The sequence below is a fragment of the Anabaena lutea FACHB-196 genome (assembly GCF_014698305.1).
Taxonomy (GTDB): Bacteria; Cyanobacteriota; Cyanobacteriia; order Cyanobacteriales; family Nostocaceae; genus Anabaena; species Anabaena lutea.
Map to the genome: position 1 here is coordinate 191,128 of NZ_JACJST010000003.1, position 14,649 is coordinate 205,776.

The 14,649-nt window shown below is 38.0% G+C and carries 17 protein-coding genes; 11 read left to right on the forward strand and 6 right to left on the reverse strand.

Translation table 11 applies throughout. From position 1 onward, the window contains the following. Positions 1–286: 286 nt before the first annotated feature. Positions 287–2,920: a chloride channel protein gene (locus H6G59_RS05210; RefSeq protein WP_242038790.1), complete on the forward strand. Its 2,634-nt coding sequence runs from the start codon at positions 287–289 to the stop codon at positions 2,918–2,920. A 20-nt stretch (positions 2,921–2,940) separates the two neighbouring features. Here the strand turns inward: H6G59_RS05210 and H6G59_RS05215 are convergent, their stop codons facing one another. Beyond that, on the reverse strand, positions 2,941–3,147 hold the full coding sequence (locus tag H6G59_RS05215) for a hypothetical protein (RefSeq protein ID WP_127052628.1): 207 nt from the start codon (positions 3,145–3,147) through the stop codon (positions 2,941–2,943). A 398-nt stretch (positions 3,148–3,545) separates the two neighbouring features. Between H6G59_RS05215 and H6G59_RS05220 the strand changes: the two genes are divergently transcribed. The 4 genes from H6G59_RS05220 (at position 3,546) to H6G59_RS05235 (ending at position 6,973) form a co-directional block, all read left to right on the forward strand. Next, positions 3,546–5,705 carry a Tex family protein gene (locus H6G59_RS05220; protein ID WP_190712104.1) on the forward strand — a complete coding sequence of 720 codons (2,160 nt, stop codon included), beginning with the start codon at positions 3,546–3,548 and terminating at the stop codon, positions 5,703–5,705. A 101-nt stretch (positions 5,706–5,806) separates the two neighbouring features. After that, complete coding sequence (locus tag H6G59_RS05225) at positions 5,807–6,133, forward strand: 2Fe-2S iron-sulfur cluster-binding protein (protein WP_190712106.1); 327 nt, start codon at positions 5,807–5,809, stop codon at positions 6,131–6,133. A gap of 166 nt (positions 6,134–6,299) precedes the next feature. Beyond that, on the forward strand, positions 6,300–6,689 hold the full coding sequence (locus tag H6G59_RS05230; protein WP_190712108.1) for a phage holin family protein: 390 nt from the start codon (positions 6,300–6,302) through the stop codon (positions 6,687–6,689). A gap of 92 nt (positions 6,690–6,781) precedes the next feature. Beyond that, positions 6,782–6,973: a YqaE/Pmp3 family membrane protein gene (locus H6G59_RS05235; protein ID WP_190712110.1), complete on the forward strand. Its 192-nt coding sequence runs from the start codon at positions 6,782–6,784 to the stop codon at positions 6,971–6,973. Positions 6,974–7,208: 235 nt separating this feature from the next. On the opposite strand, the gene H6G59_RS05240 is transcribed toward H6G59_RS05235, so the two are convergent. Next, entirely contained in the window at positions 7,209–8,003 is a 795-nt protein-coding gene (locus H6G59_RS05240; protein WP_190712112.1) for a histidine kinase, read from the reverse strand. A 188-nt stretch (positions 8,004–8,191) separates the two neighbouring features. Between H6G59_RS05240 and H6G59_RS05245 the strand changes: the two genes are divergently transcribed. The 3 genes from H6G59_RS05245 to H6G59_RS05255 are packed head-to-tail and all read left to right on the forward strand — an operon-like array spanning position 8,192 to position 9,841. Then, positions 8,192–8,416, forward strand: coding sequence for a hypothetical protein (locus H6G59_RS05245; RefSeq protein ID WP_190712114.1), 225 nt, complete (start codon positions 8,192–8,194; stop codon positions 8,414–8,416). Between the two features lie 56 nt (positions 8,417–8,472). Continuing rightward, positions 8,473–8,808, forward strand: a complete 336-nt coding sequence (gene petJ / locus H6G59_RS05250) for a cytochrome c6 PetJ (RefSeq protein WP_190712116.1) — start codon at positions 8,473–8,475, stop codon at positions 8,806–8,808. Positions 8,809–8,821: 13 nt separating this feature from the next. Continuing rightward, positions 8,822–9,841, forward strand: a complete 1,020-nt coding sequence (locus H6G59_RS05255) for an aldo/keto reductase (protein WP_190712118.1) — start codon at positions 8,822–8,824, stop codon at positions 9,839–9,841. Positions 9,842–9,874: 33 nt separating this feature from the next. Here the strand turns inward: H6G59_RS05255 and H6G59_RS27800 are convergent, their stop codons facing one another. Then, a complete protein-coding gene (locus H6G59_RS27800; RefSeq protein WP_422601876.1) occupies positions 9,875–10,141 on the reverse strand; it encodes a TPR end-of-group domain-containing protein in 267 nt (88 codons plus the stop codon). Positions 10,142–10,247: 106 nt separating this feature from the next. On the opposite strand from H6G59_RS27800, the gene H6G59_RS05265 reads away from it, so the two are divergent. After that, on the forward strand, positions 10,248–10,841 hold the full coding sequence (locus H6G59_RS05265; protein WP_190712120.1) for a Uma2 family endonuclease: 594 nt from the start codon (positions 10,248–10,250) through the stop codon (positions 10,839–10,841). Positions 10,842–10,889: 48 nt separating this feature from the next. Here the strand turns inward: H6G59_RS05265 and H6G59_RS05270 are convergent, their stop codons facing one another. After that, positions 10,890–11,351, reverse strand: a complete 462-nt coding sequence (locus tag H6G59_RS05270; RefSeq protein ID WP_190712122.1) for a DUF4385 domain-containing protein — start codon at positions 11,349–11,351, stop codon at positions 10,890–10,892. Positions 11,352–11,422: 71 nt separating this feature from the next. Here H6G59_RS05270 and H6G59_RS05275 point away from each other — a divergent pair, with 71 nt between their 5' ends. Both H6G59_RS05275 and H6G59_RS05280 read left to right on the forward strand, forming a co-directional pair. Continuing rightward, positions 11,423–11,869, forward strand: coding sequence for a VOC family protein (locus H6G59_RS05275; RefSeq protein WP_190712124.1), 447 nt, complete (start codon positions 11,423–11,425; stop codon positions 11,867–11,869). Positions 11,870–11,877: 8 nt separating this feature from the next. Next, positions 11,878–12,159: a hypothetical protein gene (locus H6G59_RS05280; RefSeq protein WP_190712126.1), complete on the forward strand. Its 282-nt coding sequence runs from the start codon at positions 11,878–11,880 to the stop codon at positions 12,157–12,159. A gap of 188 nt (positions 12,160–12,347) precedes the next feature. On the opposite strand, the gene H6G59_RS05285 is transcribed toward H6G59_RS05280, so the two are convergent. Beyond that, positions 12,348–13,088 carry a class I SAM-dependent methyltransferase gene (locus tag H6G59_RS05285; protein WP_190712128.1) on the reverse strand — a complete coding sequence of 247 codons (741 nt, stop codon included), beginning with the start codon at positions 13,086–13,088 and terminating at the stop codon, positions 12,348–12,350. Then, positions 13,052–14,620, reverse strand: coding sequence for a metallophosphoesterase family protein (locus H6G59_RS05290; protein ID WP_190712130.1), 1,569 nt, complete (start codon positions 14,618–14,620; stop codon positions 13,052–13,054). The genes H6G59_RS05285 and H6G59_RS05290 overlap by 37 nt, the downstream gene beginning before the upstream one ends. Positions 14,621–14,649: the final 29 nt, after the last annotated feature.

Sequence of the window (14,649 nt, forward strand, 5' to 3'; positions counted from 1 at the left end):
TTGAATACTGATCATTAGGGACGACGGGGTGACGCTCTTACGCAAAGAGATTTTAATGATAAGTTATTATCCAGTTTTGATAAGTACCTCAGCAAAATTAATTATAGATTTTGCCAAAAAATAAAAATCTCTGTATTCCTATACTATTCCCTGTTAAGAGTTTCCTGTTCCCTCTCCTAAATATGCAATTTTTAAGGGGCGACTACTTATTACTAATTCCCTGAAAAATGCTGTATAACTTTGGGAATATTAAAGTTTAAAATTTAAAATTTAAAATTTAAAATTTATGAATTCGCTAACAATGCTGACTCAACGCTTTCGCCATTTTTGGCAGCCTAGAAGAGGTTTAGCGATATCTTCTATGGGGTACGCCAACGCCGAAGCTTGTATTATTGGTCTTGTCGCAGCTTTATCGGCGGTATTACTGAAAGTGGGTTCAGGATGGTTAGGAACATGGCGAGTTCATAGTACCCACGTTTTACCAGCTTGGCTGACTTTACCTTTAATTGGCATGAGTTTTGGGTTTTTGGCTGGTTGGTTGGTGCAAAGGTTAGCACCAGAAGCAGCGGGTAGTGGTATTCCCCAAGTCAAAGCCAGTCTCGCTAATGTGCCAATTAAATTATCCTGGCGGGTGGCGTTTATTAAGTTACTCAGCGCGATTATTGCTTTGGGTTCGGGAATTACCTTGGGAAGGCAAGGCCCCACCGTCCACGTCGGTGCAGGGTTAGCAGCGGGAATGAGTCGTTGGGTTCCTACTTCCCCAGAACACCGACGACAAATGATTGCGGCGGGTGCTGGTGCGGGTTTATCAGCTGCTTTCAATGCACCTTTAGCAGGGGTATTATTTATTATTGAAGAGTTACTACAAGATTTATCAGGACTGACTTTAGGAACTGCGATTATCGCCTCTTTTATTGGTGGGGTAGTTTCCCGGTGGTTAGGTGGTGGGAGTCTACAACTGAATCTGCAATTAATGAATTATTCTAGCAGTTTCTCTGTGCTAGAAATTCCGATTTTCTTGCTGTTGGGTGTTTTAGCAGGTTTGCTGGCTGGGTTATTTAATCGGGGACTGATTTTTAGTATTAAAGCTTACCGTCGATTGCACATTAGCTTACCGCTACGGGTGGCTTTAGCTGGCTTGGTTTCTGGTGTAATTGTCGCCTTACTTCCGGAATCTTATCGAGATAATGCTGGTTTACGGGAGTATTTGATTACTAGTAATGCTAATGCTCCTTTTGCAGCAATTACTTTCATCGCTCAGTTTATCTTAACTTTAATTGCTTTTGGTTCGGGCGCACCTGGGGGATTATTTGCACCGAGTCTAATTTTAGGTTCTTGTTTAGGACACATTATTGGGGTATGTGAGTTTCATCTTTGGGGGTTAGGTTCTCCGACTACCTATGCTTTAGCGGGAATGGGAGGATTTTTTAGCGCTGTTTCCAAAGTACCAATTACAGCGATTGTGATTGTGTTTGAAATGACGACAGATTTCAATCTGGTGTTACCGTTAATGATTGTCTGTGTGACATCCTATCTAGTGGCTGATAACGTAGTACCTGGTTCGCTATACGACAAACTTTTACAATTAAATGGTATCAAAATTCAAAAAGATGCTCCCATAGTAGGAATATTAACTCAGTTAACAGCCCAAGATGTGATGCAGGAACGGGTGGAAACTCTGGATATAGAGATGGCTTTTGATGAAGTTATTCAAGCATTTTCCCGTTCTCACCATCGTGGTTTTCCGGTGGTGGAAGAAAGCAAGTTGGTAGGAATTGTCACTCAAACAGATTTAAAGAAAATTCCTCAGAGTCGGGATACTCCTTTAAGGGAAATGATGACACCCCAACCGGTGACTGTCACTCCCAAGCAAACACTGAGTGATGTGTTGTATTTACTTGATCGTTATCAAATCAGTCGTTTACCAGTGGTGGAAGGACAAAAACTGATTGGAATTATTACCCGTGCAGATATTATCCGGGCGGAAGCAGACCATATTAATTGTGAAAGTGGGGTTAGTGGACCACAACCAGAACCTTCTTATGTAGTTTACCAGACGCGATCGCCTAATATTGGCAGAGGCAGATTATTGGTAACACTCGCTAACCCAGACACAGCAGAGACTCTGTTACAAATGGCAGCCACTATTGCCCGCGATCGCTATTATGAAATAGAGTGTTTACAAATCATCCTCATCTCCCGTCATAGTTCCCCAGCCGAAACCCAAGTTAAGACTACAAACAGTCGCCGTTTACTGAGACAGGCGGAAGTTTTAGGGAAAAAATGGCAAATTCCCATCCATACGCAAATTCGAGTCGCCCATGATGTCGCCCAAGCGATTTTAGAGACAGTTAAGGAACGACACATTGATTTGATTTTTATGGGTTGGAAAGGCAACACTTCTACCCCTGGGCGGATTTTTGGCACGGTCGTAGATAGTATAATTCGACAAGCCATCTGTGATGTTGTCTTAGTCAAGTTAGGTAATATTTCTGACTCTTCCCACTTCAACCGCTGGCTAGTACCAATGGCTGGAGGCCCCAATTCCAAGTCAGCTATTAAATTATTACCTGCTTTAGTAACATTAGGTCATGATACTGAAATTCGTCTCATGCAGGTATTTAAACCTTCAGATAAACCCTCAGAATTGCAGCCTGATCTGACAGTTTTAGAAGCATCTACTCGTCAACTCATGCGTCACCGCAATTTACACAGTACAGTTACCGCTACATCAGTACAAGCAGATGCTGTGGCCGAAGAGGTAATTAATGTTGTCAACACGGAAGGTTATGATGTTGTGGTTTTAGGTGCTTCTCGTGAGGGCTTATTACAACAAGCAATTCAAGGTAATATTCCTGAAACTATCGCTTCTGGTGTCGAAAGTACAGTCATTTTGGTAAGAGGGGCGATTAATTCCTAATATTTTCACAGCTGATTGTTTTAATTTGTCCGCAAAAGTTTATCACTACCAATGAGGATAATCATCAACAATAGCAATTGAATCTGCCAAGGTGCTAAAACTAAACTCAAAATGAAACTAATCGCGGTAAATACACGCGCTATGTATGCAATTTCATCCGTACTTTTTTGACAACAATAGCCAGTTATTAAAGCAGTAAATAGTGGAATCAGAAAAAATAGAGGCATTTTACCAAATCCTATGCTAACAGACTATAGGTTGACAGCGGCGGAATCAACCTAATACTTGAGAACAACTATTTATCATACACGTAAGTAAGTTGATTTTACAATATTTTATTTAAAGCTATGATATGAAGAATCTCAGATATTCTTTTCATCAATAAATTTAGGGGCTTGAAAAGAAAGTGGCAGAGAATCAATTGTATTCTTCCCTTCTGCCTTCTGCCCTCTGCCTTTCTTCGGTAAGTATGTGGTATTATTTGAACATAAGACTTTTACCTAAACTTCTCCTTTTCTGTAGTAGGAAAAAGGTTTGGCGTTACGTATATCTTAAGTTTAATTACGCTATTCTACTGCCAACACCTAACATCTTACCAAAGTAGCATTTTCAACGTAAACACCCAATGCTGAACATTCCTCAACTACTAGCAACTGAACTACAACTTCAACCTTATCAGGTGCAAAACGCGCTGGAACTTTTGGCCGAAGGTGCGACAATTCCCTTTATTGCACGTTATCGCAAAGAACGCACCAATGAGATGAATGAAGTGCAGTTGCGGGATTTATCTGATAGGTATACATACCTATCAGAATTGGAAGAAAGAAAGAAAGTGATTTTGAATGCGATCGCTGAACAAGGTAAACTCAGCGAAGAATTAAAAGCCAAAATTACCTCCTGCTTACAAAAAACAGAACTTGAGGATTTATACTTACCATATAAACCCAAACGTCGCACCCGCGCCACTATCGCTAGAGAGAAAGGACTCGAACCCCTAGCAGCTTTTATTAAATCATTAAACGTCAAAAATGGTGTCACAGCTTCCCTAGAAGCCGAAGCAAGGAAATATATTTCTGAAGAAAAAGGCGTAAAAACCGCAGAAGAAGCTTTAAAAGGTGCATCAGACATTTTAGCGGAAGAAGTAGCAGAAAAAGCAGAATTACGCGCCTATTTACGGCTTTATCTTTTAGAATCTGGTTTGTTTATTTCCCGCATCAAAGATGAACATCCAGAAGGTACAACCAAATTTGAAATGTACCGCAACTATCAAATCAAAGTTAAAAATATAGCCCCTCATAATATGCTGGCCTTGTGTCGGGGAGAAGCCGAAAAAATATTAAACTTTGAAATTGCTTTTGATGAAGATTTCGTACTTGATTATTTAGAATTACAAGAAATTAAAACCAAAGTTCGCACCGTGCGAGATTTTTATCAAGCAATGTTGAAAGATGCATTTAACCGATTGATGAAAAATTCTCTGATTGGGGAAGTAATTTCTGAGAAAAAAACCTACTCTGATATTGAATCCATCAAAACCTTTGAAGCGAATTTGCGAGAATTACTCTTATCAGCACCAGCAGGAATGAAACCAACCTTAGCAATAGATCCTGGTTTTAGAACAGGGTGTAAAGTAGCAGTACTAGAACAAACCGGCAAATTTTTAGAATATCAAGCAGTGTTTCCCCACCAAGCTGTCGAACAACGCAAAAAAGCAGCACAAACCATCAAGAACTTAATTGAAAAATACCAAATTGAATTAATTGCAATTGGGAACGGAACAGCTTCCCGTGAAACCGACGAATTTGTGGTAGAAGTATTAGCAAACTGCGAACGCAAACCCATTAAAGTCATGGTAAACGAATCAGGTGCATCTATATATTCTGCCAGCAAAGTCGCACTAGAAGAGTTTCCTGATTTAGATATTACCGTGCGCGGTGCAATTAGCATCGGCAGAAGATTACAAGATCCCTTAGCCGAATTAGTAAAAATCGATCCCAAATCCATAGGAGTCGGACAATATCAACACGATGTTGACCAAAAATTGCTGAAAAAGAAATTAGATGAAACCGTAGAAAGCTGCGTTAACTATGTTGGCGTAGATTTAAACACCGCTTCCAAAGAACTTCTCACCTTTGTTTCGGGAATTACCCCCACAGTAGCTAACAATATTATTGCCTATCGCAACGAAAACGGAGCCTTTAAAAATCGCCGCCAACTATTAAAAGTAGCCAAATTGGGACCAAAAGCCTTTGAACAAGCAGCAGGCTTCTTAAGAATTCGCGGTAGTGAAAACCCCCTAGATAATACAGCAGTACATCCAGAAAGTTACGCACTTGTAGAATCCATAGCCAAAGATTTACAAGTACCATTAAATCAAGTCACAGAAATTGCCGAAAAACTCAAAAAAACCAACATCAAAAAATACGTCACCGACACAATTGGAGAACCAACACTGCGCGACATCCTCAGCGAACTAGAAAAACCAGGAAGAGATCCTCGTGCAGAATTTAAGTATGCCACATTCAAAGATGGAATCAAAGAAATCAAAGATTTACAAATAGGAATGGAACTAGAAGGAATAATAACCAACGTTGCTAACTTCGGTGCCTTTGTTGATATTGGTGTACACCAAGATGGACTAGTACATATTTCCCAACTTGCAGATAGATTCGTAGATGATCCTCAAAAAATAGTCAAAGTTGGACAAGTTGTTAAAGTGCAAGTTTTAGAAATTAACGAAAAATTAAAACGCATAGGTTTATCCATGAAAGCAGTCAAACAATAGCATAAAATTTCACGCATAGACAAAAAAAACTCTCTCTGTGCCTCTGCGTCTCTGCGTGAAAAAAATCATATCTTCAACTATTAGACATCTCCGAAATTGATATGACACTTTATCAAGTTAGATTAATCAACGAAAAACTAAAATTAGATCGCACAATTCAAGTACCAGAAGATCAATATATTATAGATATAGCAGAAGAAAAAGGCATCCGCATACCATCTGGTTGTAAACAAGGAGAATGTTCAGCTTGTGTAGCTAAACTTATTAGCGGTGAAATTGATCAAAGTGAACAAAAATTTCTCCGTCCCCATGAAATCCAAGCTGGTTATGTCGTTACCTGCGTAAGTTATCCCTTATCTGATTGCGTATTAGAAACACATCAAGAACAACATTTATATAAAACCTCCCTCTACCATAAACCTGAATAACTAAAAAACCCTCCGCATTCCTCCGCGTTAACCTCCGCATTCCTCTGCGTTTAAAAAATCCTCCTTCCGACATAAACCAATTCTGTCTAAAACCAGAGGTTAAAACCTAAATTTTACTAGAAGATAGAAACAGTATATGTGTTGCTGTTACTCAAAGGTAAAAACAATGTGGGGAACATTTCTAACTATACTCGCTACAGCTTTAAGCCTGCTAATTGTTGATTTAATTGTTCCAGGCGTTAATCTTGCCAATTTTCCTTCAGCTTTAATTGCAGGTTTAGCTATTGGTTTGATTAACGGTTCAGTCAAACCAATCATTTCCACACTATCTTTACCATTGACGTTCTTAACATTAGGTGGATTTTCCCTAATAGTCAACGGAATCTGCTTTTGGTTAGCATCAATTTTAGTTCCTGGCTTTAGTGTTCACGGAATTATTGGTTTTATTCTCGGTCCAGTAGTCCTATCTTTGGCCAACACCTTCATCAGTAAATACTTTGCTGAAAAGAATCCTGAATTACAAAGTACTCCTACTAACCCCAAAATATCCTCTTAATTCGCATCTTTCACTCCAAAAACCTGCCAACGCAGGTTGAAAAATCCTGCTCATTTGCTGTTACTGCCAAGTTAAAACATTCGCAAAATATCATGAACATCATCCGTTTACTGCTTGGTTTTTTCTTACCTCCATTAGGAGTTTTTCTCACCGTTGGAGTTGGTCCAACTTTGTTCATTAACATCTTGCTTACCCTTCTGGGTTGGCTACCCGGTAGTGTTCATGCAATTTGGGTAATTGCTAAACATAATGAAAACCCGAATAGAGAGGAAGGTATTTACTAATTTTAGTAATTGGTAATTAGTCTGATTAATTTTTGACTAATTACCATTTTTTGATGACATTTTAAAATAAGAAAATTTATCTAGCGATTTTATATTATTCATGAACACATATTTTATATTAGATGTTGGGTTACGACGCAGTTTTGTGATTTATCTGTGAGCGTTATCAGTTATTTACCGCATCTAACCCAACCTACAAGATGTTTAAAACCTCCGCAAAGATTGCTATGGATACTTATTTAGTCAGTGTTTTCTTGTCTTCAGGTTCTTTATCTTTAAATGAGTCAGCCGTTGCTAAGAGTAAATCTCTCAATATTTGCTTGAAGTGACGCTCTTTTTTAGCTAACACAGCACCTGCTTCACCCAGTTTATTTTCTAATTGAGAGTGTTTTTCTCCCACCTGTGTAACCACAGATTCTACCTGGGGACGCGCTTGATCATACCAGGTTTTTGCTTCATCTAAATAGTCTTTTACTTCCCCAGAACGCCCGCCATAACGTGCAGCTAAATTTGCTCTAACAATCGCTAATTGTGCTTGCAGTTGTGCATAACGTTTCTTTAACAAACTAACTTCTTCACTATCTTTAATCGCATTAATCGCCGATTCAATTGTACTTTTAGTATTAGCAGATGTTTCTTTACCAGTTTCTACTATCTCTGCTAACATTCCGTCAACTTCTTGCTGAAGTTGTTCTTCTTCGTTATCTAGTCGCGCTTGTAGCGTCTTCAGTTCAGTTTGGGTTTTGACAATAGCTTCGTGTCTTTTGCTATTCACACCTTCTAATGCACCTTCAATAGAAGCTGTCACTTCTTCTTTGATTTCGTTACCTTTGTCTTGTAAATTTTCAATTACTGCCGAAACAGCATCTTTAACTAAAGTCCGTAATTCGCTAGAACCTTCTTTCAATTCAGCAGCTACCTGAGAAACTGCGGATTTGACGATTTCACGAACGTTCTCTGTTCTTAACTGTCCGGTAGCTTTGGCTGCCTGTAAATCCGCTTGAATTTTTTCTTTGATGTTGTTAGTCATGTTTACCCTTAGAAATTTAGCTAATTTGGATAGCAATTGGACATGATGCTACATTTACATTATGACGCGGTATTTTTTAGATAAACACTTCCTTTAGATAGAAAACCACAGCATCAAAGAGATGATTTTTACTGTGTTACCTATTTGTGAGATGATGAATATGTACCAGTAATAATTGCAAATTAACTATGTGGCGTGTAAATATCACTTGTGACGGTGAAGCCTGGAAGCTTTATGGCGTTGATTTTAAAGCTATCGCAGCTAAATACCAAGGTGAATTGATTGGTTCTAAAAAAATGCCAAATGGTATCCGTATCATGTCCTATAAAATCGAGGATGTCAGCGAAGCAGAAGCCTTTCAAGAAGAATGTGCAGAATTTGCCGGATTTACATCCGACTTTGAATCACTGTAATATTGTGTTTGGTGCTTATTGCTGTAAATTGTCATCACAAAATTTGGAGAAGTTGGGTGATAAAATTACTAACATTTATATTAGTTACCCTTTCGTTATGGACAAGTATTTTAATTTTACCTGCTAATGCAGTAGATACCACAAATGGTGCAGAAGTTTTTAATATGCATTGTATTGGTTGTCATATCGATGGCGGTAACATTATTAGATGGGGTAAAAATCTCAAAAAGAATGCACTTAAAAAATATGGGATGGATTCTTTAGAGGCGATTACATCCATTGTTACTAATGGTAAAAATAATATGTCAGCCTACAAAGAAAGATTAACAACAGAGGAAATTCAAAACGTTGCAGCTTATGTTTTGGAACAAGCAGAAAAAGATTGGAAATAACAATACAAAAAATATGACTTTACCTCAAGAAAGCTATTTACAATTTACTCCTGATTTAAAGATTTGCCGCATCTTAAATGGAATGTGGCAGGTTTCTGGAGGACATGGACGCATTAACCCGAAAACCGCTATTGAGTCAATGTTTCAATATGTCGATGCTGGCTTTACAACTTGGGATTTAGCAGACCATTATGGCCCAGCAGAAGATTTCATTGGTGAATTTCGTCGTCAACTCATAGCGACTCGTGGTGAAGAAGCTGTAAATAATATTCAAGCTTTTACAAAATGGGTTCCTCGTCCTGGAAAGATGACGAAAGAGATTGTCGAGAAAAATATTGATATATCCCTGGGTCGAATGGATGTTAAATCATTAGATTTAATGCAGTTCCATTGGTGGGAATATCGAGATTCTGGTTATTTAGATGCGCTTAAATATATGGCAGAATTGCAAACTGAAGGTAAAATCAAACATTTAGCTTTAACTAACTTTGATACAGAACATTTGCAAATTATTACCGAAGCAGGAATCAAGATTGTTTCTAATCAAGTTCAGTTTTCATTGGTTGACAGAAGACCACAAGTAAATATGGTTAAATTCTGTCAAGAACATGATATCAAATTATTTACCTATGGTAGTGTTTGCGGTGGTTTGTTATCAGAAAAATATTTAGGTAAACCAGAACCAAAAAGCTTAGAAATAAACACTACCAGCTTGAGAAAATACAAACAAATGATTGATAATTGGGGTGGTTGGGGATTATTTCAAATCTTACTAGCTACTCTTAAAGAAATTGCAGATAAGCATCAAGTGAGTATTGCTAATGTGGCTGTAAATTACATTTTAAATCAGCCAGCGGTAGGAGGTGTAATTGTCGGTGCAAGATTAGGAATTGCGGAACATATTTCAGATAATGCGCGGTTGTTTGGGTTTAGTTTGGATGCTGAGGATGTGGAAAAGATAGATGCGGTTTCGCAGCAGTCGCGGGATTTGTATCAGTTAATTGGTGACTGTGGGGATGAGTATCGAAGGTAGAATTCAGGGGTTGGGGAAGAACTAACCCCTAATTTATTCGTCTTGAATCAAAGCTTGAAAGGATTCATCTTGCCGAATAGCATTAAAATCTGGGTCAATTTTTGCCATTTTACGATACTCATCAGGACTTAACCTAATTGCTCTGTCAGAATATAAAATCTCTCTCCCTACAGCTTCTAAAATGTCACCATCTCCCCGCACTTCCTGACAGTTAACATAAGCAGGATCACCAGCAGGTAATGGACGGAATGGGTCAAAAGCGTTATGTAGGCGTTTTAAAAAAGCAAAATCTGAAGTCATAGTACAAAATCTCACCACCTAGCGGTATTTTAGCGCAAAAATACTGAGATTTAGACTTTAGCTAATATTTAGCTGATAATAAAATTAACCTCTTTGAGTAAAACCTATGGAAACCCTCACCTTAAACATACCTCCCGCAGTAGGTTTAACAGATGAGCAGTTTTATCAACTTTGCATCGCTAACGAACCCTGGAAATTAGAACTGACCCAAACAGGAGAATTAATAATTATGCCCCCCACTGGTGGAGAAAGCGGAATTAGAAATTCAGATATTAACATAGAACTCGGTGTATGGAATCGTCAAACTAAATTAGGTAAAGTATTTGACTCTTCCACCGAATTTAAATTACCTAGTGGTGCTTATCGTTGTCCTGATGCTGCTTGGGTAAAATTATCAAGATGGGAAGCTTTAACTACAGAGGAAAAAAAACGGTTTCCCCCCATTTGTCCTGATTTTGTAATTGAACTACGTTCGGAAACTGATACTTTAGAAAAATTACGGATCAAAATGCGAGAATATAGAGATAATGGCGCACTTTTAGGTTGGTTAATTGATCCACAAACACCCTTAGTAGAAATTTATCGACCAGGAAAAAATGTAGAAATTTTGAACTTTGATTTTCACAATCCACCAAAAGTTTCTGGTGAAGATATTTTACCTGGCTTTATTCTCGATTTGCAGATAATTTTAAATCCATAGATTTTAAATTTATGGATTATAATTTATCGAAAAAAATATTCCCAATGGCTATTTACGTTTATGATTGGCTAGCATTTGACGATATTTATCATTATTTTTTGCTTCTATCCATTTAGCTTTAAATATTGCCGCCGATTCAGCCTTAATTGGGTCTGTATCATAAGGCAATATCTCTTTTTTATGATCTGATGATGTGCTATTAGGATTATATTTTCTGCCGCTTTTGTGATTAGCATAGCGACGGGAACGAGTATATCCCATTTGCAAGAATTTCCTAGCCATATCTGCTCCAACAAAATCGTCTTGTTCCAGATAATCTAGAAACATACTATAAATTTTTTCACTAGATTCTCTGGCGATATCAGGAGTTTTAAAGCGCCAATAGGGCAGGATTTCTGATTTATAGGGTTCTACCAACAATACTCCCTGTTCGCCTTTACCTACCTGATAGAGTTCTGGATTTTGGCGAAAGTCTATGGACTTAAAATCTAAAGAATAATTAAAAGGCATGATGGGTTTATACTAAAGATAAAAGTTGAAACTTCTTTTAACCTCTATCTTAGTAAATAAATTTGTTGGTTATGTTATCTAGCAATGTCCTGACACCCGGTAATCTACGCAAAATCCATCATATCGCTTTAAACGTTGCTGATATGCAAGCATCCCGCCATTTTTATGGTCATATTTTAGGCTTACACGAACTCACAGGAGAAGAAGTACCAGAAACATTAATAGAACTTGTCAATGCTGGAAAAGTCGCTAATTTTGTCACTCCCGACGGGACGATTATTGATTTATTTGGAGAACCAGAATTATTACCACCAGATCCTGACCCCAGTAAGTCCTTTACTAGAGCATATCATTTAGCCTTTGATATTGACCCAGAATTATTTGATCAAGCTGTATCCGTTATCAAGGAAAATAATTTAGTTATCGCACATGGCCCAGTTACCCGTCCTACAGGTAGAGGGGTGTACTTTTATGACCCCGATGGGTTTATGATTGAAATTCGTTGTGATCCTCATTAAATAAGAAAATGGAAAAAGTTTTAAAAGTTATTAATGAAGTAATTACCAACCCACCTATTCCTCACGAACCCTACAAACAATCTTTAAAAAATTGGGCGATGTATTGTTTACGGGATAGAGGTTTTATTGTTGTTTATGCCCAAAAAGGTGATTTTGCTGTGGAAGTTAAAGGAGGAGAAAAGCTGTATTTTAAAGTCACCACTAATGCAGTTGATTTAGATGATAATATTAATTGGATAGTGTGGGATAGTGCAACTAAAAAAGCTAGTTTAATTCCGCAAATGTTATAAATTATAGTAGGTTGGGTTAAGCGACATCGCAACCCAACAAATTATTAATAATGTTTCACAAACTCTTTTTTAATAAACCACGAAGAAGCAAAAGACACGAAGGTAAGAAAGAGAAGAAAAAGATTTTTTAAACTATATCAAAACTCTTGCGTTCTTCTCTGCGACTCTGCGTGAGATAAAAATCTAATTCATGGTTTTGCAAAAACAAGTAAATGCTGTTGTGGTAATGAATTTATGCTTTCCTGTAAAACTAAACCTACCGCTTGCATTTCTTTCTTCACTTGTTGTTGAGTCATTTTGTGCAAACGTTTAATCAAAATAAAGGGATTTTCAGCCCGATATTCTACTAAAACAACTCTACCACCTGGTTTTAAGGCTTTAACAATTTCTGTCATCACTTCTTGAGGATATGCTAATTCATGATAAGCATCGACCATAATTGCTAAATCTATGCTTTGTGGTGGTAAGTTAGGATTAGTTAAAGTAGCTAAAATTGGCTCAACATTATTGATGTTTTTCTCTTGTTTAAAATAACCAATAATCTCTAACATTTCTGGCTGGATATCTACCGCTAAAACCTTACCTTGTGGTAATAAAGGTGCGATTAAAAAACTTAAATGACCTGTACCAGCACCAATATCTGCAACAACGTTATCAGGTTGTAAATTCAGTAGATTGACTATTTGACTGGGTTTTTCTTCCGCTTCTCTGTTAGGTCTTTCTAACCAACCTGCACCCGTATATCCCATGACTTGGGCAATTTCTCGCCCCATGTAGTATTTACCGATACCATCAGGACTGTGGTTTTGTCGAAGTTCGTAAACGGGAGACGCTGCTATGGAAACGTTGGAGAAAGCGAGTAATATTCCCCAACAGAGAAATATGATCAATGTTAAATTATAAAAGATTCTAAAGAGCGATCGCACCATTTCCCCTCAACTCGTTCCGTAACTAGTGGTGTAACAATAAACTTAGCAGGGAACCCGGCTTTTACATCCACCCGCACGCAGGAATAAGGCTTTTTTCTCTCGGAACCGTAACCACTCCTCCCCACATATAGCAATGAGTCTGCAACTTTCCGAGTAGAACCATCAGCAACATCATTAAAAGTTTCCATCAGTTCCGTCCCTTCTTCCCGTTGACGACGGGGACGACGACCACTGCCACCAGAAACAATATAATTAGTATGAGAATCAGCGTATCCTGTATTCACAGTCCGCAGATATTCCAAACAATGGGCGTGTCCACTAAAAATTACATCTACAATGGGACGTTCTTGAGTTATATTACCCAAAGTTGCCGCTACTTGCTCAAATACTCCCCGCAAACGATGACGTACTGCTAAAGTTTGTCCTTGATTCCACTTAGTTGCTTCTGTAACATAAGGAGGATGATGCAAAAATATTACCCGTCCCCGCACTTCTGAATTATGCCAAGATTCAATCAACCGACTTCGCAACCAATCAAGTTGTTCAAAATCCACATCAGCAATTGTGTGAGATTCTAATTGTTTTTCAATATCAATTTTTACTTCGTTGATTTGGTCTAATTTCCCACTTAAATCAGCCAATTGTTCAGCTTCTGTAGGGTTTTCGGGATTGAGTTTGTCTAACTCTGCCAAAATTTGTAACTCTTCTTGGTCTATTTTTTGACAACGTTCTTGCAATTCTCGACGGTAAATATCTCCAGCTTGGTTTTCTGGTAAAGGTTCTGGTGTATTAAAAGTATTGGAATCAAGGGCAAAAAAGTCAATTCCACTATAACGAAAAGTATAATACCGATTAGGTAAGCGAGTAAATTTTCCCGGTTGGTAATGTAAACATCGTCCTGTATCACTTTTAGCAGTGTAATGTGTGTCTAAATGATGTTCTAAATCCGTTGGGGAAAACGCCGCTAAATAATCAATAAACGCCCTTGTATAAGCATCTCCTTGATTGGAACCATGCCAACCAATTTCAATATCTCTATAGCGTAACATCCGGCGTAGAGGCAAAGTTGAACCTGTTATTAAGCGATACAACAAAGGCACATCATAGTAATCATGATTACCTAAAACAGGCAAGATTGGTAACTTAAACACCATTTGGTCATAAGCAATATTTTTGGGGTTTTCTCCACCTAACAAAAATTCCCGATAAGGTTCAATAAAATTGGTCGGATAATATTCACGGGAACCAATCGTATAAATTACATCACCAGTATGAAGCACAAAACGGCAATCATCGCTATGATTTAGCATCATTTCCGCAACTTGACGTTGAGGATGTTGTCCGTAATGGGATTTAGTGCCAGTATCGCCCATTACCATAAACGAAAAATCTAGACTTTCCTCCCTGCCATCATCTAAAATCATGCAGGTTTGGTCAATTCCCCGTTCTTTAATGCTAGGATGCATCCATCGCACCCGTTGCTTCATTTTTTGGATTTTTACAGGAACCGATGGTTCAGAAATTAATCTCATAACTGAAATTAGCTAACGCTTATCTAAAT